The following is a 26461-nucleotide window of genomic DNA, read 5'->3' as shown; positions in this document are numbered from 1 at the left end:
CATTCCTGTGTTCATTCGAAGCGGAACCACCTGCGTGCGGCAAGCGCTCCCACCAGGCTCCAGACGAGGAGCACGATCAGAGCTGTGAAGTCCCAGGTGCCGGCGAGGCTCGCGCGCATCGCGTCCCCGAGGGCACCGGAGGGAAGGCAGCCGACGATGGTTCCCCATTCGCCGGTGGCGGGAAGGACGAGTCCGCCGGCACCGGCCATGAGGACCCAGACGAGATTGGCAGCGCCCAGGGTCGCCTCGGCGCGCAGCGTGCCCGCCATGAGGAGGCCGAGCGCGAGCAGCGTCGCAGTGCCGAGGATCGTGGTGATGATGAGCGCGAGGATGTCGAGTCCGCCGCGGTAGCCGAGGATCCCGGCGATGCCGAACGCGAGGGCGAATTGGATGACGACGACGCCGATGACCGCCCCGAGCTTGCCGAGGATGAGCCCCGTTGTCCCCAGCGGCGTCGTCGCGAGCTGGGCGAGCACCCCGTAGCGGCGGTCGAAGGCGGTGGCGATCGCCTGTCCGGTGAATGCCGTCGAGGCCAGGCAGAGACCGAGGGTGCCGGGAAGGGCGATGCTCAGCCGGTCACCGCCCGGCGGGATCGCGCCGAGCGCGTCGAGCAGGGGAGTCGTCGTGAGGAAGACGAGGAGCCCGAGCGGGAGGATGAGCGCGAGCAGGAGCTGTTCGCCGTTGCGGAGCACGGCTGCGGTCTCGAACTTCGCCTGCGCGAATACGCGGCGGGCGCGCATGCCCGGCGCCGGGGACGGCTGGGAGGCACCCGTGCCGCTGACTGTCGTCTCGCTCATCGCAGCGGCCTCCCCGTGAGTTCGAAGAAGACATCGGCCAGCGACTGCGACTGCATGCTGATGTCCCCGATCGTCAGCCCCGCCTCGGCGATGACCGTGCACAGGGCGGCGATGCGCGCGCTGTCGAGGTTGCCCGCGGCGACGATGAGCGTGCCCTGCACCGAGGCGGGGGCGACGGCGGTCAGGGCAGACGTCAGCTCCCGTCCGGCGTCGGTGGAGGGGTCGGGAGCGTCGGGCACGGTGATGACGAGCCGACGACCGGCCGCCGAGGCGCCGCGCAGCTCCGCGGGGGCACCGCGGGCGATGATCCTGCCGCGGTCGATGACGACGATGTCCTCGGCGAGCTTCTCCGCCTCGGCGAGGTCATGGGTGGTGAGGACGACGCTGACCCCGGAGGCGGCGAGATCGCCGATCACCTCGTGGACGACCTCACGGGCCTGCGGGTCGAGGCCGGCGCTCGGCTCGTCGAGGAAGACGATGCGGGGACGGCCGATGAGGGCGGCGGCAAGGGCCACGCGCTGCCGCTGTCCGCCGGAGAGCCGGCGGATCGACCGGTTGGCGAACTCGCGGATGCCCAGCGGTTCGACGAGCTCGTCGAGCGGGCGCGGATCGGGATAGAGAGCGGCGAGGTGGCGGAGGACGGCGAGCGGCTTCGCGCTCATCGGCAGGCCACCGTCCTGGAGCATGACCCCGGCGAGCTGCGCGGTCTCCTCGTGACGGCGGTAGGGGTCGCGGCCGAAGATCTCCACGGTTCCGGCGTCGGGTCGCTTCGAGCCGACAGCCAGCGCGATCGTCGTCGACTTGCCCGCCCCGTTGGGGCCGAGGACGCCGAGGACGGTGCCGACGCGGGCGTCGAGGTCGATGCCGTCGACGACATGGTGCGCGCCGTAGGAATAGCGCAGCCCACGGATGAGGAGTGCCGATTGTGCCACCCGACCATTCTACGACCGGTCGAAACGTCCCGTCGAAACCGGGCCTTCAGTTAGGCTCACCTAGTTTTACGAAACAATTTACGCAACAATAGTGTTGTGTTAGTCAAGGGAGGTGGACTATGACTGCGAACGACGCGGACGACAGCAGGACCCGGCAGAAGGTGTTCCGCTCCGTGCTCGACGACGGTCCCATCACCGCCTCGGCGCTGGCAAAAGGCCTTGAGCTCACCCCGGCAGCGATCCGTCGTCACCTCGACGCGCTCGAAGGCCAAGGACTCATCGAGGTCCGCGGTCTCGCCGGGAAGCAGGCAGGGCGGGGGAGACCGGCGCGGCACTACGTAGTCACCTCGCGCGGCCACGACGAGCTCAGCCGGTCCTACGACGAGTTCGCCGTCAACATCCTCCGGTTCTTCCAGGACCGGATGGGGGAGGACGCGGTCGTCGACTTCTCCGACGACTTCGTCGCGAAGCTGCGCGACCGCCTCGGCGGAGAACTCGAGAAGCGGGGCGGGACGTCGGTGGCGTCACGCTCGCGGGCCCTGGCCTCAGCGCTCACCCGTGAGGGCTACGCCGCCTCGGCGACACCGGTCGCGGCGGGCACGTCACTCGAGGCGATGCAGCTGTGCCAAGGACACTGTCCGATCCAATCCGTGGCCGCCGAGTTCCCCGAGATCTGCGAAGCAGAGCTCGCGATGTTCTCGGAATACCTCGGCGTCGATGTGAGAAGACTCTCGTCGCTCGCCCACGGTGACCACGTCTGCACGACCCACATTCCGACCTCGGAACTCACCAGGCCCCTCATCCACTCAATCGATCGACCTCAAGGAGGTTCACGATGACTGACACAAGCAATCCGATCATCGAGGCGAACCCCGAGCTCAAAGACCTCGGGCAGTACGCATACGGCTGGCACGACGAGAACGATGCCGGAGCCGCAGCGGCTCGCGGTCTCAACGAAGACGTCGTGCGCAACATCTCGAAGCTCAAGGACGAACCGGACTGGATGCTCCAGCGTCGCCTCAAGGCGCTCAAGCTCTTCGAGAAGAAGCCGATGCCGAACTGGGGCGCCGACCTCTCGGGAATCGACTTCGCCGACATCAAGTACTTCGTCCGCTCCACCGAGGGCCAGGCCCAGTCGTGGGAGGACCTGCCCGAGGACATCAAGAACACCTACGACCGCCTCGGCATCCCGGAGGCGGAGAAGCAGCGCCTCGTCGCCGGCGTCGCCGCGCAGTACGAGTCCGAGGTCGTCTACCACAAGATCAACGAGGAGCTCGAGAGCCAGGGCGTCATCTTCCTCGACACCGACACCGGTCTCAAGGAGCACCCGGAGATCTTCGAGGAGTACTTCGGCTCGGTCATCCCGTCGGGTGACAACAAGTTCTCGGCGCTGAATACGGCCGTGTGGTCGGGCGGATCCTTCATCTACGTCCCCAAGGGCGTCCACGTCGAGATCCCGCTGCAGGCCTACTTCCGCATCAACACGGAGAACATGGGCCAGTTCGAGCGCACGCTCATCATCGCCGACGAAGGCTCGTACGTCCACTACGTCGAGGGCTGCACGGCCCCGATCTACAAGACGGACTCGCTCCACTCCGCCGTCGTCGAGATCATCGCGAAGAAGGACGCCCGCGTCCGCTACACGACGATCCAGAACTGGTCGAACAACGTCTACAACCTCGTGACGAAGCGTGCGATCGCCGAAGAGGGCGCGACGATGGAATGGGTCGACGGCAACATCGGCTCGAAGGTGACGATGAAGTACCCGGCGATCTGGCTGACGGGCGAACACGCTCGCGGCGAGACGCTCTCGGTCGCCTTCGCCGGCGAGGGCCAGCATCAGGACACCGGTGCGAAGATGGTCCACGCCGCCCCGCATACGCAGTCCTCGATCGTCTCGAAGTCCGTCGCCCGCGGCGGCGGTCGCGCCGGCTACCGCGGACTCGTCCACGTCTACCCGGGTGCCGAGGGCTCGTCGAACAACGTGCTCTGCGACGCCCTGCTCGTCGACAACATCTCCCGGTCGGACACGTACCCCTACATCGACATCCGTGAGGACGACGTCACGCTCGGCCACGAGGCGACCGTGTCGAAGGTGAGCGAGGACCAGCTCTTCTACCTCATGTCCCGCGGCCTCGAGGAGACCGAGGCGATGGCGATGATCGTGCGCGGCTTCGTCGAGCCGATCGCCCGTGAGCTGCCGATGGAGTACGCCCTCGAGCTCAACCGCCTCATCGAACTGCAGATGGAAGGCGCCGTGGGCTGAGCCCGCGACCGACTGCACGCTTAAGGAGATTTTGTGACTGACACCACCAACCCGCTCGGCGTCTCCGAGCATTCGCACGGCGCGGGCGTCCACGTGCCCGACGCCAAGCGCGACGCGCGCACCCGCAGCTTCGACGTCGCCGACTTCCCCGTGCCCACCGGCCGGGAGGAGGAGTGGCGCTTCTCGCCCGTGCGCAAGCTCAGCGACTTCTTCGCCGATGCGCCCGGTGAAGCGCGCCTGAGCGTCACCGGCGAACTGCCTGCCGGCGTCACCGTCGAGGAGATCAGCCTCGAGGCCGCCCAGGAGCTCGGCATCCTCGAACCCGAGGACCGCGCGGCCGCTGTGGCCGCGAACCGCACGGCCACCGTCACCCACTACACGGTGCCCGCTGACACGGAGCTCACCGAGGCGGTCGTCATCCACGCCGACGGCACCGGCACCGACCTCGTCCACGGCCATGTCGTCGTGTCCGTGGGGGCGAACGCGAAGGCGACGATCGTCGTCGAGCACGAGGGCCTGACCCGCTACTCCGAGCTCGTCTCCCTCGTCGTCGGCGACGGCGCGGACCTCACCTTCGTCTCCCTGCAGCTGTGGGACGACGGTTCGCAGCACCTCGGCCAGCACGATGCGATCGTCGGCAAGGACGCGAAGCTCAAGCACATCGTCGTCACCCTCGGCGGTGACATCGTCCGGCTCAACGCCAACGTCCGCTACTCGGCCAACGGCGGCGAGGCGGAACTTCTCGGCCTCTACTTCGCCGATGCCGGCCAGCACCTCGAGCACCGCACGTACATCGACCACAACACCGCGAAGGCGACGTCGAACGTCATGTACAAGGGCGCCCTGCAGGGCAAGGACGCGCGCAGCGTGTGGATCGGCGACGTCCTCATCCGCCCCGAGGCGCTCGGCATCGACACGTACGAGCTCAACCGCAACCTCATCCTCACCGATGGGGCGCGCGCGGACTCCGTGCCGAACCTCGAGATCGAGACCGGTGACATCGAAGGAGCCGGACACGCCTCGTCGACCGGTCGCTTCGACGAGGAGCACCTCTTCTACCTGATGTCGCGCGGCATCCCCGAGGACGTCGCCCGCCAGCTCGTCGTCCGCGGCTTCTTCAACGAGGTCATCCAGAAGATCCAGGTGCCGGAGATCGAAGAGGTCCTCTCGGCCCGCATCGAGGACGAACTGTCCCGGAGCGTTCTGTGACGATGATCGACGTGGCCGCCTCCGAGGATGTGGCACTCGACAGCGCGCTGCGGATCGACGTGGAGAACCGCGAGATCTGCCTGGCCCGCGACTCCTTCGGAGTCGTCCACGCGATCGACGATCTGTGCACCCACGGCGAGGTGTCCCTGGCCGAGGGCGAGGTGGAGGGCTGCGCCATCGAATGCTGGCTGCACGGCTCCCAGTTCGACCTCAACACCGGCCAGCCGCTGAGCCCCCCGGCCTTCGAACCCGTCGCGGTCTACCCGTGCCAGGAGATCGCCGGCCGCATCCTGCTCGACCCGAACACGACTGTGAACTGAAAAGGATAATCATGTCCACACTGAAAATCTCCGACCTGCACGTCAGCGTCAACACCGAGGCCGGCGCGAAGCCGATCCTCAACGGCATCAACCTCGAGATCGACTCGAACCAGACGCACGCGATCATGGGCCCCAACGGCTCGGGCAAGTCGACACTGGCCTACTCGCTCGCCGGTCACCCGAAGTACGAAGTCACCGGCGGATCCGTCACCCTCGACGGTGAGGACGTCCTCGACATGACCGTCGACGAGCGCGCCAAGGCCGGTCTCTTCCTCGCCATGCAGTACCCCGTCGAGGTGCCCGGCGTGACCGTGACGAACTTCCTCCGCTCGGCCAAGACCGCGATCGACGGCGAGGCTCCGAAGCTGCGCAACTGGACGAAGGACCTCAAGTCGGCGATGGAGCAGCTGCGCGTCGACCCCGAGTTCGCGACCCGCAACGTCAACGAGGGCTTCTCCGGCGGTGAGAAGAAGCGCCACGAGATCCTCCAGATGGAGATGCTCAAGCCGAAGTTCGCCGTCCTCGACGAGACCGACTCCGGCCTCGACGTCGACGCTCTGCGCATCGTCTCCGAAGGCGTCAACCGGGTCCGTGAGACGACCGACGTCGGCGTCCTCCTCATCACCCACTACACGCGGATCCTCCGCTACATCAAGCCCGACTTCGTCCACGTCATCGTCAAGGGCAAGGTCGCCGAGGAGGGCGGACCGGAACTCGCCGAGCGCCTCGAGAACGAGGGCTACGACCGCTTCCTCTCGTCCGCGGTCTGATGTTCTCTCGGCTCCGGGGCGACTTCCCGATCCTCCGTGCGAGGGTCGGGGAGTCGCCGCTGACCTATCTCGACTCGGGAGCGACGTCGCAGAAGCCCGAATGCGTCATCGACACGTTCACCGAGTACTTCACGCAGCGCAATGCCGCCGTTCACCGGGGTGCGCACACGCTCGCCGTCATGGCCACCGACACGTTCGAGGCCGGCCGGGAGGCCGTGGCGAACCTCGTCGGCGGTGCGCCGAACCAGGTCGTGTGGACGAAGAACGCCACCGAGGCGCTCAACATCGTCGCCCTCGGCATCGACCGGGCCAGCCACGGGTTCGGGGGAGAGGCCGCGCAGCGGTTCGCGATCGGGGAGGGCGATTCGATCGTCGTCACCGAGATGGAGCACCACGCGAACCTCGTCCCCTGGCAGCAGCTCGCGCAGGCCACCGGGGCGCAGCTGCGGTGGATCCCGGTCACCGATGACGGAGAGCTCGACCTCACCGACCTCGAGACGATCGTCGACGAGACGACGAAGGTGCTCGCGTTCACCCACGTCTCGAACGTGCTGGGCACGATCAACCCGGTCGCCGAGCTCGTCGCCCGGGCCCGGGAGGTCGGGGCGTTCGTCGTCCTCGACGCGTGCCAGTCGGTGCCGCACATGCCGGTCGACTTCACCGACCTCGACGTCGACTTCGCCGCCTTCTCCGCCCATAAGGCGCTCGGGCCGACCGGCCTCGGCGTGCTCTGGGGGAAGGCCGAGCTCCTCGATGCGCTCCCGCCCGTGCTCACCGGCGGTTCGATGATCACGACCGTGACGATGGATTCGGCGGAGTTCATGCCCGCCCCGCAGCGCTTCGAGGCCGGCACTCAGCCGGTGGCCGAGGTCGCGGCGTTCGCGACGGCCATCGGCTACCTCACCGAGGTGGGGCTCGACCGGGTCTTCGACCATGAGGTCGAGCTCGGCCGGCAGCTGCTCGAGCGGATCGCGCAGATCCCGGGGATCCGGGTCCTCGGCAATGCCGAGAACCGGATCGGCACCGTGGCCTTCGACGTCGACGGCGTCCACGCCCACGACGTCGGCCAGTACCTCGACTCGCAGGGCGTGGCCGTGCGTGTGGGCCACCACTGCGCGCAGCCGCTGCACCGCCGGTTCGGGGTGACCGCCTCGACCCGGGCCAGCACGTACCTCTACAACAACGGCGAGGATGTCGAGCGCTTCCTCACCGCGCTGGCTGAGGTGCGTCCGTTCTTCGGTCTCGCGGACACGCCGGCCGCGGAGAAGGCGCAGGCATCATGACCACCCAGATGCAGCAGCTCTACCAGCAGGTCATCCTCGACCACTCGCGGTCGCGGATCGGCAACGCCGCGCTGCTCGGCGATTCGGCCCCCGGGCCGCACGGGCACTCCCACCAGGTCAATCCGACCTGCGGGGATGAGATCGAGCTCGAGACCGAACTCGCCGCCGACGGCACCGTGAGCGTGCGGTGGACCGGGGACGGATGTTCGATCTCGATGGCCTCGGCGTCCGTGCTCACCGAGCTCGCCGCCTCGGCGACGGTGTCCGAGATGCTCGAGATCGAAGCGGCTTTCCACGAGCTCATGCACTCCCGGGGGACTCTCGAGGCCGACGAGGAAATACTCGGCGACGCCGCGGCGTTCACCGGAGTGTCGAAGTTCCCGGCACGGATCAAGTGCGCCCTGCTCGCCTGGATGGCGTTCAAGGACGCGCTCAGCCAGGCCCAGGCGGGAGCACCGGAACACGCACCGACCGAAGACGAGGAGAAGTGATGCCCGAAGTCATTGATGCACCGCAGAACGCGAGCGTCGACGAAGTGCGCGAAGCGATGATGGACGTCGTCGACCCCGAGCTCGGCGTCAACATCGTCGACCTCGGACTCATCTACGGCCTCGCCGTGGAGGACGACGGCACCGCCGTCATCGAGATGACCCTGACGTCGGCGGCCTGCCCGCTCACCGACGTCATCGAGGACCAGACCGCGCAGTGCCTCGACGGCATCGTCCCGGCCTACCGCATCAACTGGGTGTGGATGCCGCCATGGGGTCCGGAGAAGATCACCGAGGACGGCCGCGAGCAGATGCGGGCCCTCGGGTTCAACATCTGAGCGACTCGGGCGGACTGCACCCGAACTCGTCACGCGGACGTCCGTCCGCACCTCCCTCGCCGAGGTGGCCGATGCGCCGCCTCGGCGAGGTCGCGTTCGGCGGGTGCCTGCGACCGTGAAACAATGGTGCGGGCCCATTGACGACCGGACCCGACGTCCAGAGGAGAACCATTGACGATCATCGCTGCCGCAGACGGGTCTGCGCTCGGCAACCCCGGACCGGCTGGGTGGGCCTGGTACATCGACGACGACTGCTGGCACGCCGGGGGCTGGAAGAACGCGACGAACAACCGCGGTGAGCTCATGGCCGTCCTCGACCTCCTCGAATCGACCGCCGACGTCGACGAGGACCTCAAGATCTTCTGCGACTCCCAGTACGTCATCAACGCCCTGACGAAGTGGATGCCGGGTTGGAAGCGCAAGGGCTGGAAGAAGGCCGACGGCAAGGAGGTCCTCAACCGCGACCTCCTCGAATCCCTCGATCAGGCGCTGACCGGACGCGACGTCGAATTCGAATGGGTCAAGGGCCACAACAACCACGCGATGAACGAAGCCGCCGACGAGCGCGCCCGGGCCGTCGCCACCGCCTACCAGAAGGGCACAGCGGTGCCCGAGGGACCCGGCTACGTCCCCGCGGGGACGTCCGTGAGCGTCGAAGCCGGCACGGAATCGCCGGCGAACGCCCAGGTCGAGCCAGAGGCATCGGCGTTCGCCGAAGCTCCCGCGCCCGGCGGGGACACCGGGGACACCACCGTCGTCTCCACGCGCGTGGCCCGCACCATCGCCGACGAACTCGTCTCCCGGGCCCGCGCCCAGGGAGTCCACCCACAGGAATACCTGGCCGACCTCATCGGCCGCAGTTTGGAGAGAGAATGATCCAGGCCTCCGGCCTCGAAGTCGCCGTCGGCGCCCGCACCTTGATGTCCGACGTGTCCTTCCGCGTCGACAAGGGCGACCGCGTCGGGCTCGTCGGACGCAACGGCGCCGGGAAGACGACGCTGACGAAGGTGATCATGGGCGGCCACCCCGCCACCTCGGGCAACGTCTCGATCTCCGGGTCCGTCGGCTATCTGCCGCAGGACCCGCGCAGCGGCGACCTCGAGGCGACGGCGAAGGAGCGCATCCTCGGCGCCCGCGACCTCGACGTGCTCGTCAAGCGCCTGCGCAAGGCCGAACGTCAGATGGCCTCGCCCGACGAGAACGTCGCGGCGAAGGCCATCGACCGCTACCCGCGCATCGAAGCCGAGTTCGTCGCCGCCGGCGGATACGCTGCGGAATCCGAGGCGTACGCGATCGCCGCGAACCTCGGCCTCGACGAGGACCTCGTCAACCAGGAGATCGGCACCCTCTCCGGCGGTCAGCGTCGCCGCGTCGAACTCGCCCGGATCCTCTTCTCCGCTCCGGACACGATGATCCTCGACGAGCCGACGAACCACCTCGACGCCGAATCCGTGCTCTGGCTGCGCGACTACCTCAAGGCGTACTCCGGCGGACTCATCGTCATCAGCCACGACCTCGACCTCATCGATGAAGTCGTCAACAAGGTCTTCTTCCTCGACGCCACCCGGCAGACCATCGACATCTACTCGATGGGCTACCGCCTCTACCTCAAGCAGCGCGAGGACGACGAACGCCGACGCCGGCGCGAACGTGCGAACGCGGAGAAGAAGGCCGCGGCGCTGACGGCGCAGGCGAACAAGATGATGGCGAAGGCGACGAAGACCGTCGCCGCCCAGCAGATGGTCAAACGCGCCGAACGCATGCTCGCCGGCCTCGATGAGGAACGCAGCGCCGACAAGGTCGCGAATCTCCGCTTCCCGGCGCCCGCGGACGTCGGCCGGGTGCCGCTGACCGCCGAGGGCCTCTCCCGCAGCTTCGGGTCGACGGAGGTCTTCACCGGTGTCGACCTGGCGATCGACAAGGGCTCACGCGTCGTCATCCTCGGCTACAACGGCGCCGGCAAGACGACTCTGCTGCGCCTGCTCGCCGGACTCGACGAACCCGATTCCGGTGAGGTCATCGCCGGTCACGGTCTCAAGCTCGGCTACTACGCGCAGGAGCATGAGACGCTCGATCTCGACCGCAGCGTGCTCGAGAACATGCAGCGCAATTCTCCGCACCTCGACGACACCGCGGTGCGCAACGTGCTCGGCTCGTTCCTCTTCTCCGGTGACGACGTCCACAAACCCGCCGGGGTCCTCTCCGGCGGTGAGAAGACGCGTCTGGCCCTGGCGACCCTCGTCGTCTCGAGCGCCAACGTCCTCCTCCTCGACGAGCCGACGAACAACCTCGACCCGGCCTCGCGGGAGGAGATCCTCTCGGCGATCCGCCGCTACGAGGGAGCGATCATCCTCGTCACCCACGATGAGGGTGCGGTGTCCGCACTCGATCCCGACCGGGTCCTGCTCCTGCCCGACGGCGACGAGGACCTGTGGAACGAGACCTACCTCGACCTCGTCACCCTGGCCTGAGCCGCTGCGTCCCTGAGCCGCTGAGCCGCTGACTTGGAGCTGCGCACAGGGCTCACCTCGGGCGGAAGCGCTCCTCGAGGAGCTCGTCCTCCTCGGCTTCGTCCCGACCGCGCACGGTGGGACTGACGAAGCGGCTGCGACCGTACCGGCTGCCCGGTTGGCTGACCTTGGCCCCGGCGTCGAGGGCCGCCTTGTCGACGACGACGTACTCGGTGTCGCTCGTCGCAGTGGCCAGCGCCTCGGCGGTCGCCTTCCGTTCCCGCCGGGCCGAGATCGACACGGCGATGATGATCATGATCCCGAACGCGAACCACTGGAGCATGTAGGACAGGTGGTTGCCGGGGTTGAGGTCGGGCGCCGGGAGGGGAGTCAGACCCTCGGCCTGCGTCGCCCCCGTCGTCACCTCCTCGGCGTAGACATTGGCGTACGCCGCGTCCATGCCGGGGATCCGGGCCGGGTCGATCGCCTTGATCATGCCCTCGGGGTTGTCATCGTCGGAGCCGTCCTGGGCGATCTTCAGCCGTGCGGTGATCGTCTGCTCACCGGCCGGGGCGTCGGGCACCGCGGTCGATTCGGGCACCCATCCGCGCACGATCGCGATCGTCTCTCCGCTGGTCAGGGTGAACGGGACGACGACGTAGAAGCCGACCTTGTCATTGACGGTGCGGTTGCGGGCGAGCACGGTGTCCGCGGTCTCGAAGCGACCGGTCAGCGACACCGGCGTCCATTCCGCGGATTCCGGCAGCGTCGCCGAGGTCGACGGGAGCACCGCGGAGATGTCGACGGGAGCCGCCGAGTAGTTGGCGTTGATCGTGTCGATCTCCGCCTGGCGTTCGGCGCGGCGGTCCTTCTGCCACAGGGCGAGGAACACGCACGCGATGACGACGATGATCGTCATCGCGATGTATTTGAGCCACCGGGCACTGAAGAGGAATGAGTAACGGGCCATCAGCCGGCGTCCTCCGGGATCTCGTCGACGGAAACATCGGTGCGATAGAAGCTGCGCAGGGTGAGGAACTCCCGCAGCTGGTCGAGGTGCTCGTCACAGGCGAGCCACACCTTGCGCCTGACAGGCGTGTGCAGGCGGGGATTGTTCCACAGGATCGCCCGTGTCGCATCGGCTCGGCATCCCTTGGCCGAGCACCGCAGTGCCTCGGTCACCGTCGGCCACCCGCGCTCTCCTCGTCGTCCTCGACGATCTCGCCGTTGCTGTCGGCGGTGAAGTGATGCTCGCTCTCGGTCATCCGCGGGGACGACGTCCGCGGGGATCGCTGCGCAGACGGACCCGCCGAGGCGGTGCCCGGGTCGGTCCCGGCACCGCCGGTTCCCGGAGTGTCGGTCTCGGGATCGACGGTCTCCCCGGGGATCGTCTCGCCCCGCGGCGTGCGCCCGGTCCCGGAGTCCTTCGCGGTCGCATCGCCGGGTTCCCCGCCGAGGGTGTCGCCGCTGATCGTCTCGCCCCGGCCGGGCGGCAGCTGGTCGAGGGGAGCGGAGTCGATGAGGGCCGAGCGGTCGTCGCGGGAGCGCTCCCGTCCGGCGTTGGCGAAGATGACAGCCGGATAGGGCAGGAGCACGGCGCCGGCGACGCAGATCCACATGAGGACGTGCTGCGAGGCGACGAACGCGAAATAGGCCGCCACGAAGCAGAGAGTGCGGATCCCCATGGTGATCGAATACTTGATGATCCTCGACTTCATATCGTCGTCGAGCGCAGTGTCTGCTGTGGTGATCTGCTGCGGGTGCTTGGCCATAACCTTCTTCACTCGGGTCTACCTACAAAATCATACGCTTCGTTTGTGGGAGCATGTCGAGGCCGCACCAAACACGGTAGGTTGGTCTCCGTACTGTCGTTCCAACAGAAGAGAGTCCCGTGTCAGAACCACGTGTAGTCCTCGTCACCGGAGGCAACCGCGGAATCGGCCGCACCATCGCCGAGGAGTTCCTCGCCAACGGCGACAAGGTGGCCGTGACCTCCCGCAACGGAGATGCCCCCGACGGCGCCCTGGCCGTCGCCGCCGATGTCACCGACTCCGCATCCCTCGACGCCGCGTTCAGCGAGGTCGAAGAGAAGCTCGGACCCGTCGAGGTGGTCGTCGCCAACGCCGGCATCACCCGCGACAACCTGCTCATGCGCATGGACGACGACGACTTCGCAGCGGTCATCGACACGAACCTCACCGGCGCCTACCGCACCGTGAAGCGCGCGATCACCAACATGATCCGCGCGAAGAAGGGCCGCATCGTCCTCATCTCCTCGGTCTCCGGCCTCTACGGCGTCCCCGGCCAGGCGAACTACTCGGCGTCGAAGGCCGGACTCGTCGGCTTCGCCCGCTCGATCACCCGCGAGCTCGGCTCCCGCGGCATCACCGCCAACGTCGTCGCCCCGGGCTTCATCCGCACCGACATGACCGATGAGCTCGACGAGAAGCAGCAGAAGGACTACCTCGCGACGATTCCCGCCAAGCGCTTCGCCGAAGCCGATGAGGTCGCCCGCGTCGTCCGCTGGGTCGCCTCCGACGACGCCTCCTACATCTCCGGAGCCGTCATCCCCGTCGACGGCGGCCTCGGCATGGGACACTGACAACAGCCCCTGACCCCGGACACTGAGCAGCCCAGCGCTGCACTGACACCAGAGAACAGACTGAGAAAGGACCACCATGGGAATTCTTGACGGAAAGCGCATCCTCGTCACCGGTGTGCTCACCGAGGCGTCGATCGCCTTCGCCGCCGCCCGCATCGCCCAGGAGCAGGGAGCCGAGGTCATCCTCTCGAGCTTCGGCCGCCAGATGAAGATCACCCAGGTCATCGCCGAGCGCCTGCCCGTGACCCCGCGCGTCATCGAACTCGACGCCACCAGCGAAGAGGACCTCGCCGCTCTGCCCGAGCGCCTCGAGGGCAACATCGACGGCATCGTCCACGCGATCGCCTTCGCCCCGAAGGACGCCCTCGGCGGCGTCTTCCTCGACACCCCGTGGGAGTCGGTGCAGGCCGCCATCCAGGTCTCGGCCTACTCGCTCAAGGCGATCACCGTCGCCGCCCTCCCGGTGCTCAACCCGGGCGCGGGCATCGTCGGCCTGACCTTCGATGCGACGATCTCCTGGCCGGTCTACGACTGGATGGGCGTGGCCAAGGCCGCCTTCGAGTCGACCGCCCGCTACCTCGCGAAGTACGTCGGCGACAAGGGCATCCGCGTCAACCTCGTCTCCGCGGGACCGCTGAAGACGACGGCGGCGACCTCGATCCCCGGCTTCGGGACGCTCGAGGACATGTGGGGCGAGCGCGCCCCGCTCGGCTGGGACCAGAAGGACACGACGCCGGCCGGCAAGGCCATCGTCGCCCTCGTCTCCGACTGGTTCCCCGCGACGACCGGCGAGATGGTCCACGTCGACGGCGGATTCCACTCGACCGGCGCCTGAGACCATGCCCGTCCTCATCCTCGCCCGGCACGCGAAGGCCGAACCGAACGGTCCGACCGACTTCGAGCGCTCCCTGAGCGCGACCGGTCTGGCCCAAGCCGTCGAGGCGGGGGCCGAGATCGCCGAGCGCTGGTCACCTGAGGTGGCCATCGCCTCGGCGGCCCGGCGCACCACGCAGACCGGGCAGGCCGTCGTCGAGGCCGTCAACCGGGTGACCGGCGGCGACCTCGAACTCGTCCTCGACGAGTCCCTCTACGGTGGGGGAGTCGAGGACTGGATGGACGCGATCCGATCGATCCCGGCGGCTGCGACGTGTGCGTACATCGTCGGCCATCAGCCCACCGTCGCCGAGGTGGTCGGTCACCTCTCCGCCGACGCCGGAGTCCCGGAGTCGTTCCGTCCCTCGTCGCTCGCGGTCTTCGACCTGCCGTCGTGGGATGTCGAACCGGGAGCCTATCCCGTCCCCGAGATCATGTCGTTCCGAGGAATCTGACCGCCTCGGCGAGATCGCGGGTGTCGATCGCGACGTCCGCCGCCGCTCTCAGCGCCGGCTTCGCACAGAATGCGACCCCGAGCCCGGCCGCGCCGATCATGCCGATGTCATTGGCACCGTCACCGATCGCCACGGTCCGCTCGGGGTCGCAGTCGTATCGGCCGACGAGTTCGGTGAAGATCCGCTCCTTGGCCCCCGGGTCGATGACGGGACCCTGCGTGCGTCCCGTGAGACGACCCCCACTGACCTCGAGACCGTTCGCGTGGACCTCGGTGATGCCGAGGGACTGAGCGAGCGGGGCGATGACGGCGGAGAAGCCGCCGGAGACGAGGGCGACGACTCCGCCGGCGGCCTGCACGGCGGCGACGAGCTCGGCGGCTCCGGGGGTGAGCGTCACCCGCTCCCGCACCGCGTCGAGGACGGAGACGGGAAGACCCGCGAGCAGGGAGACGCGCTCCGCCAGGGATGCTGCGAAGTCGAGCTGACCGGCCATCGCCCGCTCGGTGATATCGGCGACCTGGGCGCCGACTCCGGCATGGTCGGCGATGAGGTCGATGACCTCCTCGTTGAGGAACGTCGAATCGACGTCCATGACGAGCAGCTGGACGGGGGCGGCGAGCACGGGAGAGTCAGTCACCCCCTCATCGTAGCCACCGCAGTGACATAGTCCGCGGCGGCAGGGTGGAGCCGTGCGAGCAGCTCGCCGAAGACCGGCGGGTCGAGCGTGGCCGGGGCGAGGACGGTGCGCATCCGCGCGTGGATGTCGAGGGCGGCGAAGATCGCCCGCGAATCGACGTCGAGCGGCAGGAGCGTCGTCAGCGGGTGCGTCGCCGTCAGCTCCTCCTGCCAGTCCCGCCACGGCGCGCTCCGCCACTGCTCGGGCACGTCGATCGACTCGACGATCGACAGGCCCTCCATGACGAGCAGCCGCAGCCGGCGCAGCGCCTCGGCGGGCGTCTCGACGGTGACGGGACGATAGACCGACTCCCGGCACGCGATGACCTCGACGTTCGCCTCGGCGCCGAGCAGCATGATCCCCACCTGATCGGCTCCCCGGTGGAGGACGATCGGGGCCGGATGGCGACCGACCCGCGCACGGTCCTCCTTCGCGACCGGCGGGGTGGTGTGCGGCAGGGAGGGATGGTGGAGGGCGAGGCGGGCATGGGTGATCCCAGCCGCCTGCGCGGCCGCGGCGAAGAGGAGGAGACCGGTCGGACTCGGCGTCTCCAGGACGGCATCGGAGACGATGAGAGGAACATCACGCTCGGCGTCGAGGAAGGCAGTGCTGACCTCGTCGGGGGCGCGGGTCCCCGAGAGGCGGTGATTGAGGGCGAGCGTGAGCAGCAGCGAGTCGAGCAGTGAGTCCATGTCGGACCAGAATAGACCCACCGCTGAGATAGAGTTGGGTGATATGAGTGATGTGCTGACTGTGGATTCCGTGTCCGTGCGCCGCGGGGAGAGCTTCCTCCTCCGAGACTTCTCCCTCACCGTCTCCGAAGGCCAGCATTGGGTCGTCCTCGGCCCCAACGGCGCCGGCAAGACGACGCTGCTCGAACTCGCAGCAGGACGCATGCATCCCACATCGGGCAAGGTCGGCATCCTCGAGGAGCGCCTCGGCCGGGTCGACGTCTTCGAGCTGCGTCCGCGCATCGGCTACGCCTCGACCGCGCTGGCCGGGCGCATCCCGAACTCCGAAGCCGCCCTCGACACCGTGCTCACCGCGGCCTACGGCGTCACCGGTCGCTGGGTAGAGCAGTACGACGAGACCGACATCGACCGTGCCAAGGACCTGCTCGCGGCCTTCAACATCACCCACCTCGCCGAGCGCACCTTCGGCACCCTCTCGGAAGGCGAGCGCAAGCGCGTCCAGATCGCCCGTGCGCTCATGACCGACCCCGAACTCCTCCTCCTCGACGAACCTGCCTCCGGCCTCGACCTCGGCGGCCGCGAGGAGCTGCTGAGCGCGCTCACGGAGATCCTCTCCTCGAAGTGGGCTCCGGCGACGATCATGGTCACCCACCACGTCGAGGAGATTCCTGTGGGCATCACCCACGCGCTCCTTCTCGGCGGCGGGAAGGCGGTCGCGGCGGGTCCGCTCGATGAGACGCTCACGGCGGCCAACCTCTCGGAGACCTTCGGCCTCGACGTCAAGCTCACCCGCGACGGCGATCGCTTCCACGCGCGCTCCCAGTCCTGAACCGCGGCTGACAGCGTGGAGATCTGGCAGATCGCACTCATCATCCTCGCCGGCATCGGCGCCGGGGGGATCAATGCCGTCGTCGGATCCGGGACGCTCATCACGTTCCCCGTCCTCGTCGCCTTCGGGGTGCCCCCGGTGGTCGCGACGATGAGCAATGCCGTGGGCCTCGTCCCCGGCAACATCGCCTCGTCGTTCGGGTACCGGGAGGAGCTCAAGGGGCAGTGGAAGCGGTTCGCCGGGTTCGTTCCGGCCTCCCTGGCCGGGTCTCTCCTCGGCGCGTATCTGCTCCTCCACCTGCCCGAGGACGCGTTCGAGACGATCGTGCCGATCCTCCTCGTCCTCGCCCTCGTCATGGTCGTCGGCCAGCCCTATCTCTCCCGGTACCTCAAGGAGCGGGCGCTGCGACGGGAGGCCACCGAGGTGGCCGTCGCCCCCACCGCGCTCGACGGCTCGGGTGCGGGGCTGGGACCGGCGAAGTACACGGTCGCGCTCATCATCATCTTCCTCACCGCCATCTACGGCGGATACTTCGCCGCGGCGCAGGGGATCATCCTCGTCGCGCTGCTCGGGCTCATCCTCACCGACGACCTGCAGCGGCTCAACGGGCTGAAGAACGTCCTCGTCCTCGTCGTCAACACCGTCTCGGCGACGACGTACATCATCGTCGGTCACGACCGGATCAACTGGACGGCGGTCGTCTGCGTGGCAGTCGGCTCGCTCATCGGCGGCTACATCGGGGCCCGGGTGGGACGGAAGTTCTCCCCGAGTCTGCTGCGGGCGGTCATCGTCGTCCTCGGCATCGTCGCGATCGTGCGGATCCTCACGCTGTGAGCGGCGCTGAGTTGGGGGACAGGCAGTGAACACTCCAGCGAAGGCTCCGCTGACTCGGGAGCAGATCATCGCACGGGCCGCGGAACTCGGGATCGCCGCCGGCCGCCTGGACTTCTTCGACGCCGCCGAGGTCGGCGGGGGTGCTCGGGCCACCGGTGCTGCGGGTGAGGCGCTGTCGGATTACACGAACCTCACCGACGTCGCCCTGCGCAGCGTCCGCGAACCGGCCGAGGGTCTCTTCATCGCCGAATCCTCGAAGATCATCCGCCGGGCCCATGCCGCGGGCATGGCACCGCGGTCGTATCTGACGAGCCCGAAATGGCTCTTCGACCTCGCCGATCTCATCGCCGGCAATGACGCCCCGATCCACATCGGCACCGACGCCGCCGTCGAGGCGCTCACCGGCTTCCACCTCCACCGCGGGGCACTCGCGGCGATGGAGCGCCCGGCCCTGCCCGCACTGGCTGATCTGCTCGCCGAGGCCCGCCGGGTCGTCGTCATCGAGGACGTCGTCGACCACACGAACGTCGGCGCGATCTTCCGCTCCGCCGCGGCCTTCGGCGTCGATGCCGTGCTCGTCACGCCGCGGTGCGCCGACCCCCTCTACCGCCGGTCGATCCGGGTGTCGATGGGCACGGTCTTCCAAGTGCCGTGGACGCGCATCGACCCCTGGCCGGGCGGGGTGGCGACCCTGCGGGAGCTCGGCTTCCACGTCGCCGCCCTCGCCCTCGACGAGGACTCGGTCTCGATCCAGGAGTTCGCGGCCACCGCCCCGGAGCGCACCGCCGTCGTCTTCGGCACGGAAGGCGACGGTCTGGCCAGGGCGACGATCGCCGCGGCCGATTCGACGGTGATGATCCCGATGAGCGGGGGAGTCGACTCCCTCAACGTCGCCGCCGCCTCGGCGGTCACGTGCTTCGCCCTGCAGGGACGGTGAGCCAGCGGGCGTGCGACAATGACGCCATGACGTCCGTCACACCGACCGTCGACGACCTCGAGGCGATGCGGGGCAGGCTCACCGCATTCTGCTACCGGATGCTCGGCAGTGCCGCCGACACCGACGATGCCGTGCAGGAGACGATCATCCGCGCACACGGTGCTCTCGACCGCTTCGATCCCGCCCGGGGGCAGCTCTCGACGTGGATGCACCGGATCGCTGCGAACATCTGCATCGACCTCGCCCGCAGCGCCGCGCGCCGGGAACTCGCTGTCGATCTCGGTCCCGCCCGCACCCGCGCCGACTCCGCTGACCTCGGAGAGCCGCTGCCCGCCGATCGCTTCGTCGAGCCGATGCCCGACGCCGCGGTGATCTGCGCCGACGATCCGGCCGACATCGTCGCCCAACGGCAGTCGGTGCGGCTCGCCTTCGTCGCCGCCCTCCAGTGTCTGGCGCCGCGCCAGCGCGCGACCCTCCTCCTGCGGGAGGTGCTCGGCTTCGACGCCGCCGAGACCGCCGACATCCTCGACACGAGCGTGCCCGCCGTCAACAGCGCCCTCCAGCGGGCCCGAGCGCGCCTGTCCGCGGCGGCGCCCGAACCCCTCGCCCAGCAGTCCCTCGCCGATCCCGACCAGCAGCGACTGCTCGACGACTACGTCGCCGCCTTCGAGGCCCACGACGTCGGCGGGCTCAAACGTGTGCTCCGGGAGGACCTGCGGATGTCGATGCCGCCGTTCGCGTGGCGGCTTGAGAGTCGTGAGGAGTTCCTGGCTGTCTTCGCCGCCGCCGATGCCTGCGTCGGCGATCGTCTCCTGCGGGTGCCGATCAACGGCACGGCCGGGTTCGGGCAGTACCGCCGTGAGGGTGATGTGCTCCACCCGTTCGCGCTCGTCGTCCCCGAGATCCGTGACGGGGCGATCGCCGAGATCGTCACGTTCCTCGGAACCGGTGACCGGTTTGCGGAGTTCGGGCTGCCGCTGCGCCTCGAGCCGGGCTCGGTGCCGCCGGGACGCCGGTGACCAGGACAGATGGATTCAGCGGAAGAAACCTTTCCCCGGAGCGATGAATCGAGCGCCCCTCATCCGTATCAGGAGTATGACTGAGAACATGAATGAGAAGCTCATCCGCAGTGAGACCACTGCCGAACGCACCCGGCTGACCGATCTCCTCGCCGGCCTCACCGAGGAGCAGTGGGCGACGCCCTCGCTCTGCGCGGGGTGGCGGGTGAGAGAGGTCGCCGCTCACCTCTCGATGCCCTTCCGGCTCAGTGTGCCCCAGTTCCTCTTCGGCGTGGTGAGCAACGGCTTCCGGTTCGATCGGTTCGCCGATCGGAGGGCGAGAGCCGACACGGAGTCGCTCTCGGATGCGCAGCTGCTCGCTGTCCTGCGGAACAACATCGACACCGACTGGCGGCCACCGGGAGGCGGCGTCGTCGGCGCGCTCAGCCACGATGTCATCCACGGCCTCGACATCACCGAACCACTCGGGCTGCCGGCGGCTCCTCCCGAGCGGATCCGGATCGTCCTCGACAACGCGGGGGAGCGGAACCTCTCCCATTTCGGCGTCGACCTCACCGGTTCGCGGCTCATCGCCGACGACGTCGACCTCACCCTCGGGGACGGACCGCGCGAGATCCGCATGAGCGCCAAGGAGATGCTGCTGACGGTGACGAAGCGTGCCGGCGGAGCGGTGGTCTAGCGGGCGTGCCCCGCGCTCAGCGACCGGCCTGCTCCCGCAGCCAGATGAGGTCGCGGGCATCGACGACGACGGAGCGCAGCGCCGCGATCTCCCGCCACGCCGCAGCGAGGTCGTCGTCGGTGAGTTCGACGGCGAGCTCACCGGACTGGGACTCGTCCTCAGCGAGGTAGGCCGCACCGGGGGCAGCGGCACCGAGGTTCGGCGACCCGAGCAGGGCGCGACGGCCGACGAAGAAGCAGTGCGTGCGCAGGCGGTCGACATGCTGGATCTGGACTCCGGTGTCGACGAGCAGCTGCAGACCGTCGACCGAGAGATACCCGCCGGCGACGGCCACGGGATCGATCGTCGTCACCACCGCCCACGTCCGCGGGGAGCCTGCGGCCGCCTCGGCGATGCGCTCACCGAAGTTGCGGGCGAGGTGAGGGCTGACGAGGATGACGTCCTCGTCGGGAGCGGCGAAGGCGCGCTCGAGCCAAGCCGCCGGATCACTGATGACGCGCATCGCTGAGCTCATGCCACCAGGGTACGCGCACTCCGCCCGGTTGAGGAGGTCCCTTGTTGACTGGCCTCGGTGGCCCTCCTCAGCGCTCGAGGCATATGTCTTCTGTGTGAACACCTCGGGAACACCCGTCTGTGCCCCCGTCCTCACGGGCGTGCGGGGGCTGGGTGGTCGCGGGACTGTATAGAGTTGTGGGAGCCGTTGCCGAGAACCGACTGGCGATGGCGGAGAGACCGGCGCTGTGGCAGCACAGCCGCCCCGTATGAGGAGATCAGTGGACCGCACGACCCTAGCCCAAGCCCTGGAGACCGGACGCATCACGGGGGAGGTGGCGACACCGCGGGACAACAACCTCGACCACATGCGGCGCTTCCTCGCCGGAGAGCGCCAGTTCGACTTCGGGGTGAGCCTCACCGCGGACTGGGACTTCGACTCCGTCTTCGCGCTCATGGTCGAGCGCGCGGGCCTACGCCCGGAGAAGGACTTCACCCACGGGGTCGACACGATCTCGACCGAGCGCTGCATCGACGCCCTCGAACGACTCGCGGCCGCCATCGGCGACGTCGCCCGGGCCGGGGGACGGATCCTCTTCGCCACCGGCCACCCCGCAGGCCTCCTGCCTGTCCATATGGCCATCGCCGAGGCGGCTGAGGAGCGCGGGGCCGTGATCGTGCGGCAGTCGTCCTCGGTCCCGCTGCCCGCACTCGGCGGCGACCTGCGCGAGATCGACCGGGTCTGGGTCTGGCAGCTCCACGGCGGCACCCCGCACACGCATCTCGCCGAACCGATGCAGACACTGCTCGACGACCTCGCCCGCCGGGGCGAGCCGCTGCCCGACCTCATCGTCGCCGACCACGGCTGGGCCGGGGCCGCCTCGGCGCGGGGTCTGCGCACCGTCGGCTATGCCGACTGCAACGATCCGGCGCTCTTCGTCGCCGAAGCCCAGGGCGCCATGGAGACGGTCGTGCCCCTCGATGACGACGTCGACCCCTACCTCTACGGTCCGCTCATCGAGTTCGTCCTCGACCGGGCCGGCCTCGAACGGGCAGAACTCGACTGAACTGAACTCGACTGAGCAGAAGCGGACGGCGCGGGGCCAGACCTGGCGCTGCCGGGTGAGTCCGGGCGCCGTTCTCAGGCGATGGTGGTCGCCAGGCCCTCGATCACCTCGGCGCCCGGCAGGGACGCGAGTGCCGCACCGGAGAGTAAGAGCTTCGACCCGCGGATGCCGGAGCCGATGATGAGCTCATCGGCCTCGGCGACGCGGGAGTCGATGAGGATCCGGTAGGTGTCCGGCAGGCCGATCGGGCCGATGCCGCCGTACTCCATCCCGGATTCGCCGACGGCCCGATCCATCGGCAGGAACGAGGCCTTGCGGACGTCGAGGAGCTTCTTCACGCGCTTGTTGACGTCGGCTCGAGTGTCGGCGAGGACGAGGCAGGCGGCGATCCGCTCCTCGCCCGAGCGGGCACCGGCGACGAGGACGCAGTTCGCCGAGGTCTCCGGGCCCAGCCCGGTCGCTGAGAGGAGGGCCGCGGTGTCGGCGATCTCGGGATCGATCGCGAAGACCTCGACGTCACCGGTGACCGTCGGCAGTGCCGCGGCCGTCGGGGCGGCCATGAGCTCGGGTGCCTGAGCGGCGGGGCGCACGTCGAACTGCGCGCTGAGACGGGATCGGGTGGGGAGGGCAGTGTTCATGACCACAGTCTAGGAGACCGGTGTCGAATCGCATTGGGAGCGTGCGTCGGTTAGACTGGACTGTCGGTTCGCGTCCGGTTCCTACGGCGCGAAGCGTTTTCAGCAGACGAATTCGGGCACTGGCGGATGGGTCGAACCCATACCAGGCGCCTGAGCGGATTCAGCAAAGGTAAGAATATGAAGAAGGACATCCACCCGGAATACGCGCCGATCGTGTTCAACGACCTCGCGTCCGGCACCAAGTTCCTCACGCGCTCGACCGCGAAGAGCGACAAGACGATCGAGTGGGAAGACGGCAACACCTACCCCGTCATCGACGTCGAGATCTCCAGCGCTTCGCACCCGTTCTACACGGGCAAGCAGCGCATCCTCGACTCCGCGGGCCGCGTCGAGAAGTTCAAGGACCGTTACAAGGGCTTCGGCAAGCGCTGATCCCCCTCGCGGTTCCCACCGCGAACAAGCTGCCCCGCACACCATCAGGTGTGCGGGGCAGTTTCGCATCCCGGGGCGTCCCCGCAGGGACGCCCCGGGCGCGGTGAGGGTCAGGAGACGGTGACGGCGACCTCGGCCGACGGCGTCGTGCGGGCGGCCGGGTGGAGGAGCGAGGACACGCCGGTCGCGTTGTCCAGGCTCGCCGCGATCCCGTGGGCGACGGTCTCCTTGGCCTTGACGACGGCATCGGGGATCGACAGGCCCGTGGCGATCCCGGCGGCGATCGACGAGGCGAACGAACAGCCGGCGCCGTTGACGAGCTTGTCGTTGACCTTGCGCGAGCGCAGGGTCGTCACGGTCTGCCCGTCGAAGAGGATGTCGATGGCGTCCTCACCGGCCAGGCGCGCTCCGCCCTTGACGACGACGTTCTGAGCTCCCTGCCCGTGGATGATCTGCGCGGCCTCGATCATGCCCTCGACGGAGTCGATGGGGTCGATGCCGGCGAGCACGGCCGCCTCCTCGAGGTTCGGGGTGATGACGGTGGCCAGGGGCACGAGGTTCTCGACGAAGAGATCCCGGAGGTCGACCATCGACCCGGAGCCCTTGCACACGAGGACGGGGTCGAAGACGTACGGCAGCTGATTGTCCTTGAGGTCCTCGGCGAGGACGAGGGCGGAGTCGACGGAGCCGAGCATGCCCGACTTGATCGCGTCGAAGCGGTGGATCGCGAGTGCCGAGGCGAGCTGGCGATTGACGACCTCAGGCTCGATGAAGTCGATCGCGTGGTTGAACGAGTCCTCCGGGTCGAAGGTGACGATGCAGGTGACGACGGCAGTGCCGAAGGCACCGTACTCCTCGAACATCTTCAGGTCGGCTTCGAGTCCGGCCCCGCCGGAGACGTCGGAGCCGGCGATGGTGAGCAACTTGGCGGTCATGGTGGTCCTTTCGGGAAAAACTGTCGACGAGAAGTCTACGCGCCCGCGTATCCGCGCTGACGCCATGCCTCGTAGACGGCGATCGAGGCGGAGTTCGCGAGGTTGAGGGAGCGCCGGCCCGGCAGCATCGGGATCCGCACCCGCAGGTTGACGTGGTCATCGTCGACGACGGCATCGGGCAGCCCCGTCGACTCCTGACCGAAGAGGAGGACGTCGCCGTCCTCGTAGGCGACCTCGGCGAAGGAGTCGGACGTGTGCGTCGTGAACGCGATGACCCGCCGGTCGCCGAGGACCTCCCACAGGTGGTCGAGATCGGGATGGACCGTGACATGGGCGAGATCGTGGTAGTCGAGGCCCGCCCGCCGCAGCTTCGCGTCCGTGAGATCGAAGCCGAGCGGTTCGACGAGGTGGAGGTGAGCCCCGGTGACGGCGGCCAGGCGGATTGCGTTGCCGGTGTTGCCGGGGATCTCGGGGGTGTGGAAGACGATGTCGATGCTCATATGACAGCCATCATCTCACCCCGGTCAGTAATGATCCTCGCCGAGGCGGTCAGCGGAGTCCCGGCGCACGAGGAGATATCCCTGCCTGGTCGACTCGGGGAAGCGGCCGGCGGCGTCAGGTTCGCGTTCGAGCTGGGTGACAGGGGAGAAGCCGTGGGGCCGGAGGCGCTCGAGGACGTCGTCGAGGCTGCGGCGGTGGAAGTCGAGGTCGACGTCGAACCCGGCGAGGTCGGAGAAGTGGTCGACGGAGTCGCCGAGCTGGAAGGCGAGCTGGAAGTACCCGCCGGCACGGAGCACCCGCGCCGCCTCGGCGAAGACCTGATCGAGGTCGTCATCGGGGATGTGGATGATCGAGTACCACGCGACGAGGCCGGAGAAGCTGCTGGCCGGATACGGCAGGCACGTCATCGATCCGGTCGTGAACTCGAGATCGGAGTAGAGGCTGCGGGCGGCGGCGATCATCTCCGGGGAGAGGTCGAGTCCGGTCGCGTCGAGGCCGAGCCCGGTGAGGAACGCCGTGATCCGGCCCGGTCCGCTGCCGAGGTCGAGGGTCTCGGGGTGCCCGGTGGCAAGGACGAGTTCGGCGAAGGCGCCGAGAACGGCGCGATCGTGGGGCTTGGCGGTGAGCTCGGCGGAGACCCAGTCCGTGTAGGTCTTGGCGATCGCGTCATAGGACGTGCGGGTCGCGGTCACGTAGTCGGAGGCGTTCATGCCCTGAGCCTAGACCGTGCCGGGCGCAAACGAAACGTCCCCGTGGGGACAGTGCGCCCTGACGGACCCGTCCTCCGCGGTGACGCAGCGGGCGGGTGCGGGCCGGAGGGGCGGGGCGGTCCGGTGCGGACGGACGACCGCCTCGGCGCTCGTTAGGATGGAGATCGGACATCCGCCGAGGTGAAGGGACCCACCGTCACATGCGCACCGAACAGCAGGCACTCAAGGTCTCCCTGGTCGCGATCCTCCTCGTGTCCGTGCTCGGGATCGGCTTCGGGCTCGTCTCCGGGTCGTTCGCGATCCTCTTCGACGGCGTCTTCTCCCTCATGGACGCGGTGATGTCGATCGTCTCGCTCACCGTGGCCGGTCTCATCTCTCGGTCGGTGACGAACCGACTGTCGCTGCGCACGCAGAACGCGTTCACGATGGGATTCTGGCACTTCGAGCCGATCGTCCTCCTCATCAATTCGGTGCTCATGATGGGCGTGGCCGCCTACGCCCTGTTCCAAGCGGTCTCGGCGCTGCTCAGCGGCGGGCGCCCGGTCGACTTCGGCCCCGCCGTCGTCTATGCCGCGGTCGTCGTCCTCATCACCGCCGTCATGGGCACCCTCGAACACCGGGCGAACCGGCGGATCGGCTCCGAGTTCGTCGCGATGGACGTCAAGGGCTGGATCATGGCCGGCGGCGTCACCGGCGCCCTGCTCATCGCGTTCATCATCGGCATGCTCATCGACGGCACCGACGCCGCCTGGCTCATGCCCTACGTCGACCCGGCCGTCCTCACCGTCGTCGCCGCCGTCCTCATCCCCGTGCCGCTGTCGACGGCGCGCCGCGCCCTGGCCCAGGTCTCCCTCGTCACCCCGCCCGCGCTGCGGAAGGACGCCGAGGCGGTCGCCCGAGACATCTGCGCGGCCGAGGGCTTCGACGACTTCCGGGTGTATGCGACGGCTCAGGGGCGTGCGCGGACGATCGAGATCGTCTTCTATGTTCCCCGCGGTCTGCCTCCCCGCCCGCTCGAGGACTGGGATCGCATCCGCGATGAGGCCGAGGCGCGCCTCGGCGGCGACGACCCGCACGCGTGGATCACGGTGTCGTTCACGACGAAGGAAGCCCCGGCACTGCCCGAGTGAGGCGGGGGGCGGGCAGTCGCCCGGATCCTGGTGCTCAGTGCTCGGGTCCGTATGGACCCGTATATTCCGTATCTGCCGAAGATGCGACACGCCCGAGCGAACGCAGC

Annotated in this window: 33 protein-coding genes; 21 read left to right on the top strand and 12 right to left on the bottom strand. The window is 68.5% G+C overall.

All coding sequences use genetic code 11. The features are described 5' to 3' along the window. Window positions 1-11 precede the first annotated feature (11 nt). Together ACFQ91_RS09885 and ACFQ91_RS09880 are read right to left on the bottom strand one after the other, a co-directional pair. Window positions 12-797, bottom strand: coding sequence for an ABC transporter permease (locus ACFQ91_RS09885; RefSeq protein ID WP_249121058.1), 786 nt, complete (start codon window positions 795-797; stop codon window positions 12-14). Further along, window positions 794-1729 (bottom strand): ABC transporter ATP-binding protein, encoded by a 936-nt coding sequence (locus tag ACFQ91_RS09880; RefSeq protein ID WP_211979193.1) that lies wholly within the window; start codon window positions 1727-1729, stop codon window positions 794-796. The genes ACFQ91_RS09885 and ACFQ91_RS09880 overlap by 4 nt, the downstream gene beginning before the upstream one ends. 119 nt (window positions 1730-1848) lie before the next feature. Here ACFQ91_RS09880 and ACFQ91_RS09875 point away from each other — a divergent pair, with 119 nt between their 5' ends. The 10 genes from ACFQ91_RS09875 (at window position 1849) to abc-f (ending at window position 10874) form a co-directional block, all read left to right on the top strand. Next, window positions 1849-2568, top strand: coding sequence for a metalloregulator ArsR/SmtB family transcription factor (locus tag ACFQ91_RS09875; RefSeq protein WP_137824017.1), 720 nt, complete (start codon window positions 1849-1851; stop codon window positions 2566-2568). Next, complete coding sequence (gene sufB / locus ACFQ91_RS09870; protein ID WP_137824018.1) at window positions 2565-3995, top strand: Fe-S cluster assembly protein SufB; 1431 nt, start codon at window positions 2565-2567, stop codon at window positions 3993-3995. The genes ACFQ91_RS09875 and sufB overlap by 4 nt, the downstream gene beginning before the upstream one ends. A gap of 33 nt (window positions 3996-4028) precedes the next feature. Continuing rightward, on the top strand, window positions 4029-5204 hold the full coding sequence (gene sufD, locus ACFQ91_RS09865; protein ID WP_211979194.1) for a Fe-S cluster assembly protein SufD: 1176 nt from the start codon (window positions 4029-4031) through the stop codon (window positions 5202-5204). Further along, the gene (locus ACFQ91_RS09860) at window positions 5201-5524 is read left to right on the top strand and encodes a non-heme iron oxygenase ferredoxin subunit (protein WP_198498831.1); all 324 of its coding nucleotides are present in this window, start codon (window positions 5201-5203) and stop codon (window positions 5522-5524) included. Before sufD ends, ACFQ91_RS09860 begins: the two co-directional genes overlap by 4 nt. An 11-nt stretch (window positions 5525-5535) precedes the next feature. Further along, window positions 5536-6294: a Fe-S cluster assembly ATPase SufC gene (gene sufC, locus ACFQ91_RS09855; protein ID WP_198498830.1), complete on the top strand. Its 759-nt coding sequence runs from the start codon at window positions 5536-5538 to the stop codon at window positions 6292-6294. Beyond that, entirely contained in the window at window positions 6294-7577 is a 1284-nt protein-coding gene (locus tag ACFQ91_RS09850) for a SufS family cysteine desulfurase (RefSeq protein WP_211979195.1), read from the top strand. The genes sufC and ACFQ91_RS09850 overlap by 1 nt, the downstream gene beginning before the upstream one ends. Then, entirely contained in the window at window positions 7574-8068 is a 495-nt protein-coding gene (gene sufU / locus ACFQ91_RS09845) for a Fe-S cluster assembly sulfur transfer protein SufU (protein WP_211979196.1), read from the top strand. Before ACFQ91_RS09850 ends, sufU begins: the two co-directional genes overlap by 4 nt. Further along, the gene (locus ACFQ91_RS09840) at window positions 8068-8403 is read left to right on the top strand and encodes a metal-sulfur cluster assembly factor (protein WP_137824023.1); all 336 of its coding nucleotides are present in this window, start codon (window positions 8068-8070) and stop codon (window positions 8401-8403) included. The genes sufU and ACFQ91_RS09840 overlap by 1 nt, the downstream gene beginning before the upstream one ends. 171 nt (window positions 8404-8574) lie before the next feature. Continuing rightward, window positions 8575-9279: a ribonuclease H gene (locus ACFQ91_RS09835; RefSeq protein ID WP_211979197.1), complete on the top strand. Its 705-nt coding sequence runs from the start codon at window positions 8575-8577 to the stop codon at window positions 9277-9279. Continuing rightward, window positions 9276-10874 (top strand): ribosomal protection-like ABC-F family protein, encoded by a 1599-nt coding sequence (gene abc-f / locus ACFQ91_RS09830; RefSeq protein WP_211979198.1) that lies wholly within the window; start codon window positions 9276-9278, stop codon window positions 10872-10874. The genes ACFQ91_RS09835 and abc-f overlap by 4 nt, the downstream gene beginning before the upstream one ends. Before the next feature lie 52 nt (window positions 10875-10926). On the opposite strand, the gene ACFQ91_RS09825 is transcribed toward abc-f, so the two are convergent. The 3 genes from ACFQ91_RS09825 to ACFQ91_RS09815 are packed head-to-tail and all read right to left on the bottom strand — an operon-like array spanning window position 10927 to window position 12625. Beyond that, complete coding sequence (locus ACFQ91_RS09825; protein ID WP_211979199.1) at window positions 10927-11823, bottom strand: SURF1 family protein; 897 nt, start codon at window positions 11821-11823, stop codon at window positions 10927-10929. Further along, window positions 11823-12035 (bottom strand): hypothetical protein, encoded by a 213-nt coding sequence (locus ACFQ91_RS09820; protein ID WP_137824030.1) that lies wholly within the window; start codon window positions 12033-12035, stop codon window positions 11823-11825. Before ACFQ91_RS09820 ends, ACFQ91_RS09825 begins: the two co-directional genes overlap by 1 nt. After that, complete coding sequence (locus tag ACFQ91_RS09815; protein ID WP_211979200.1) at window positions 12032-12625, bottom strand: DUF3099 domain-containing protein; 594 nt, start codon at window positions 12623-12625, stop codon at window positions 12032-12034. Before ACFQ91_RS09815 ends, ACFQ91_RS09820 begins: the two co-directional genes overlap by 4 nt. Before the next feature lie 119 nt (window positions 12626-12744). Between ACFQ91_RS09815 and ACFQ91_RS09810 the strand changes: the two genes are divergently transcribed. The 3 genes from ACFQ91_RS09810 to ACFQ91_RS09800 all read left to right on the top strand — a co-directional run bounded on the left by ACFQ91_RS09810 (window position 12745) and on the right by ACFQ91_RS09800 (window position 14783). Further along, the gene (locus ACFQ91_RS09810; RefSeq protein ID WP_198498821.1) at window positions 12745-13455 is read left to right on the top strand and encodes a beta-ketoacyl-ACP reductase; all 711 of its coding nucleotides are present in this window, start codon (window positions 12745-12747) and stop codon (window positions 13453-13455) included. A 76-nt stretch (window positions 13456-13531) separates the two neighbouring features. Continuing rightward, the gene (fabI, locus tag ACFQ91_RS09805; protein ID WP_137824033.1) at window positions 13532-14290 is read left to right on the top strand and encodes an enoyl-ACP reductase FabI; all 759 of its coding nucleotides are present in this window, start codon (window positions 13532-13534) and stop codon (window positions 14288-14290) included. A 4-nt stretch (window positions 14291-14294) separates the two neighbouring features. Beyond that, window positions 14295-14783 (top strand): histidine phosphatase family protein, encoded by a 489-nt coding sequence (locus tag ACFQ91_RS09800; RefSeq protein WP_211979201.1) that lies wholly within the window; start codon window positions 14295-14297, stop codon window positions 14781-14783. On the opposite strand, the gene serB is transcribed toward ACFQ91_RS09800, so the two are convergent. Together serB and ACFQ91_RS09790 are read right to left on the bottom strand one after the other, a co-directional pair. Further along, complete coding sequence (gene serB / locus ACFQ91_RS09795) at window positions 14761-15420, bottom strand: phosphoserine phosphatase SerB (protein ID WP_249121059.1); 660 nt, start codon at window positions 15418-15420, stop codon at window positions 14761-14763. The two genes, ACFQ91_RS09800 and serB, sit on opposite strands and share 23 nt — an antisense overlap. Next, the gene (locus ACFQ91_RS09790; RefSeq protein ID WP_344250498.1) at window positions 15417-16151 is read right to left on the bottom strand and encodes a hypothetical protein; all 735 of its coding nucleotides are present in this window, start codon (window positions 16149-16151) and stop codon (window positions 15417-15419) included. Before ACFQ91_RS09790 ends, serB begins: the two co-directional genes overlap by 4 nt. Window positions 16152-16194: 43 nt before the next feature. Between ACFQ91_RS09790 and ACFQ91_RS09785 the strand changes: the two genes are divergently transcribed. The 5 genes from ACFQ91_RS09785 to ACFQ91_RS09765 all read left to right on the top strand — a co-directional run bounded on the left by ACFQ91_RS09785 (window position 16195) and on the right by ACFQ91_RS09765 (window position 20449). Further along, entirely contained in the window at window positions 16195-16980 is a 786-nt protein-coding gene (locus ACFQ91_RS09785) for an ABC transporter ATP-binding protein (protein ID WP_198498818.1), read from the top strand. A 15-nt stretch (window positions 16981-16995) separates the two neighbouring features. Beyond that, window positions 16996-17814, top strand: coding sequence for a sulfite exporter TauE/SafE family protein (locus tag ACFQ91_RS09780; protein WP_211979203.1), 819 nt, complete (start codon window positions 16996-16998; stop codon window positions 17812-17814). A 25-nt stretch (window positions 17815-17839) separates the two neighbouring features. After that, window positions 17840-18751, top strand: coding sequence for an RNA methyltransferase (locus tag ACFQ91_RS09775; RefSeq protein ID WP_211979204.1), 912 nt, complete (start codon window positions 17840-17842; stop codon window positions 18749-18751). Beyond that, window positions 18727-19770, top strand: a complete 1044-nt coding sequence (locus ACFQ91_RS09770) for an RNA polymerase subunit sigma-70 (RefSeq protein ID WP_344250493.1) — start codon at window positions 18727-18729, stop codon at window positions 19768-19770. Before ACFQ91_RS09775 ends, ACFQ91_RS09770 begins: the two co-directional genes overlap by 25 nt. A gap of 76 nt (window positions 19771-19846) precedes the next feature. Next, complete coding sequence (locus tag ACFQ91_RS09765; RefSeq protein WP_249121062.1) at window positions 19847-20449, top strand: maleylpyruvate isomerase family mycothiol-dependent enzyme; 603 nt, start codon at window positions 19847-19849, stop codon at window positions 20447-20449. Window positions 20450-20465: 16 nt separating this feature from the next. Here ACFQ91_RS09765 and ACFQ91_RS09760 read toward each other — a convergent pair whose 3' ends face one another. After that, window positions 20466-20963 (bottom strand): hypothetical protein, encoded by a 498-nt coding sequence (locus tag ACFQ91_RS09760; protein ID WP_211979205.1) that lies wholly within the window; start codon window positions 20961-20963, stop codon window positions 20466-20468. 259 nt (window positions 20964-21222) lie between these two features. Between ACFQ91_RS09760 and ACFQ91_RS09755 the strand changes: the two genes are divergently transcribed. Continuing rightward, window positions 21223-22008 carry a phosphatase gene (locus ACFQ91_RS09755; protein ID WP_249121063.1) on the top strand — a complete coding sequence of 262 codons (786 nt, stop codon included), beginning with the start codon at window positions 21223-21225 and terminating at the stop codon, window positions 22006-22008. 74 nt (window positions 22009-22082) lie between these two features. On the opposite strand, the gene ACFQ91_RS09750 is transcribed toward ACFQ91_RS09755, so the two are convergent. After that, entirely contained in the window at window positions 22083-22646 is a 564-nt protein-coding gene (locus ACFQ91_RS09750; protein ID WP_211979207.1) for a YbaK/EbsC family protein, read from the bottom strand. Window positions 22647-22823: 177 nt separating this feature from the next. Between ACFQ91_RS09750 and ACFQ91_RS09745 the strand changes: the two genes are divergently transcribed. Next, window positions 22824-23078 (top strand): type B 50S ribosomal protein L31, encoded by a 255-nt coding sequence (locus ACFQ91_RS09745; protein ID WP_009375892.1) that lies wholly within the window; start codon window positions 22824-22826, stop codon window positions 23076-23078. 110 nt (window positions 23079-23188) lie between these two features. Here ACFQ91_RS09745 and ACFQ91_RS09740 read toward each other — a convergent pair whose 3' ends face one another. The 3 genes from ACFQ91_RS09740 to ACFQ91_RS09730 are packed head-to-tail and all read right to left on the bottom strand — an operon-like array spanning window position 23189 to window position 25224. Further along, window positions 23189-24013 (bottom strand): PfkB family carbohydrate kinase, encoded by an 825-nt coding sequence (locus tag ACFQ91_RS09740; protein ID WP_198498808.1) that lies wholly within the window; start codon window positions 24011-24013, stop codon window positions 23189-23191. Window positions 24014-24048: 35 nt separating this feature from the next. Further along, window positions 24049-24513, bottom strand: coding sequence for a tRNA (cytidine(34)-2'-O)-methyltransferase (locus ACFQ91_RS09735; RefSeq protein ID WP_211979208.1), 465 nt, complete (start codon window positions 24511-24513; stop codon window positions 24049-24051). A 24-nt stretch (window positions 24514-24537) separates the two neighbouring features. Beyond that, entirely contained in the window at window positions 24538-25224 is a 687-nt protein-coding gene (locus ACFQ91_RS09730; protein WP_211979209.1) for a class I SAM-dependent methyltransferase, read from the bottom strand. A gap of 200 nt (window positions 25225-25424) precedes the next feature. Between ACFQ91_RS09730 and ACFQ91_RS09725 the strand changes: the two genes are divergently transcribed. After that, window positions 25425-26354, top strand: a complete 930-nt coding sequence (locus ACFQ91_RS09725) for a cation diffusion facilitator family transporter (RefSeq protein WP_211979210.1) — start codon at window positions 25425-25427, stop codon at window positions 26352-26354. Window positions 26355-26461: the final 107 nt, after the last annotated feature.

The sequence above is a fragment of the Brevibacterium sp. NPDC056726 genome (genome assembly GCF_042790515.1).
GTDB lineage: Bacteria > Actinomycetota > Actinomycetes > Actinomycetales > Brevibacteriaceae > Brevibacterium > Brevibacterium sanguinis.
The sequence above is the reverse complement of the archived record's forward strand: the minus strand, read 5'-3'. Positions and strand labels throughout refer to the sequence as shown.

Bases quoted from the DNA above. Each gene is read 5' to 3' on its own strand.
- ACFQ91_RS09885 (WP_249121058.1), bottom strand. From the start codon at position 797: ATGAGCGAGACGACAGTCAGCGGCACGGGTGCCTCCCAGCCGTCCCCG.
- ACFQ91_RS09875 (WP_137824017.1), top strand. From the start codon at position 1,849: ATGACTGCGAACGACGCGGACGACAGCAGGACCCGGCAGAAGGTGTTC.
- sufB (WP_137824018.1), top strand. From the start codon at position 2,565: ATGACTGACACAAGCAATCCGATCATCGAGGCGAACCCCGAGCTCAAA.
- sufC (WP_198498830.1), top strand. From the start codon at position 5,536: ATGTCCACACTGAAAATCTCCGACCTGCACGTCAGCGTCAACACCGAG.
- ACFQ91_RS09850 (WP_211979195.1), top strand. From the start codon at position 6,294: ATGTTCTCTCGGCTCCGGGGCGACTTCCCGATCCTCCGTGCGAGGGTC.
- sufU (WP_211979196.1), top strand. From the start codon at position 7,574: ATGACCACCCAGATGCAGCAGCTCTACCAGCAGGTCATCCTCGACCAC.
- ACFQ91_RS09840 (WP_137824023.1), top strand. From the start codon at position 8,068: ATGCCCGAAGTCATTGATGCACCGCAGAACGCGAGCGTCGACGAAGTG.
- abc-f (WP_211979198.1), top strand. From the start codon at position 9,276: ATGATCCAGGCCTCCGGCCTCGAAGTCGCCGTCGGCGCCCGCACCTTG.
- ACFQ91_RS09825 (WP_211979199.1), bottom strand. From the start codon at position 11,823: ATGGCCCGTTACTCATTCCTCTTCAGTGCCCGGTGGCTCAAATACATC.
- ACFQ91_RS09815 (WP_211979200.1), bottom strand. From the start codon at position 12,625: ATGGCCAAGCACCCGCAGCAGATCACCACAGCAGACACTGCGCTCGAC.
- fabI (WP_137824033.1), top strand. From the start codon at position 13,532: ATGGGAATTCTTGACGGAAAGCGCATCCTCGTCACCGGTGTGCTCACC.
- ACFQ91_RS09800 (WP_211979201.1), top strand. From the start codon at position 14,295: ATGCCCGTCCTCATCCTCGCCCGGCACGCGAAGGCCGAACCGAACGGT.
- ACFQ91_RS09790 (WP_344250498.1), bottom strand. From the start codon at position 16,151: ATGGACTCACTGCTCGACTCGCTGCTGCTCACGCTCGCCCTCAATCAC.
- ACFQ91_RS09785 (WP_198498818.1), top strand. From the start codon at position 16,195: ATGAGTGATGTGCTGACTGTGGATTCCGTGTCCGTGCGCCGCGGGGAG.
- ACFQ91_RS09765 (WP_249121062.1), top strand. From the start codon at position 19,847: ATGACTGAGAACATGAATGAGAAGCTCATCCGCAGTGAGACCACTGCC.
- ACFQ91_RS09760 (WP_211979205.1), bottom strand. From the start codon at position 20,963: ATGAGCTCAGCGATGCGCGTCATCAGTGATCCGGCGGCTTGGCTCGAG.
- ACFQ91_RS09750 (WP_211979207.1), bottom strand. From the start codon at position 22,646: ATGAACACTGCCCTCCCCACCCGATCCCGTCTCAGCGCGCAGTTCGAC.
- ACFQ91_RS09745 (WP_009375892.1), top strand. From the start codon at position 22,824: ATGAAGAAGGACATCCACCCGGAATACGCGCCGATCGTGTTCAACGAC.
- ACFQ91_RS09740 (WP_198498808.1), bottom strand. From the start codon at position 24,013: ATGACCGCCAAGTTGCTCACCATCGCCGGCTCCGACGTCTCCGGCGGG.
- ACFQ91_RS09735 (WP_211979208.1), bottom strand. From the start codon at position 24,513: ATGAGCATCGACATCGTCTTCCACACCCCCGAGATCCCCGGCAACACC.
- ACFQ91_RS09730 (WP_211979209.1), bottom strand. From the start codon at position 25,224: ATGAACGCCTCCGACTACGTGACCGCGACCCGCACGTCCTATGACGCG.
- ACFQ91_RS09725 (WP_211979210.1), top strand. From the start codon at position 25,425: ATGCGCACCGAACAGCAGGCACTCAAGGTCTCCCTGGTCGCGATCCTC.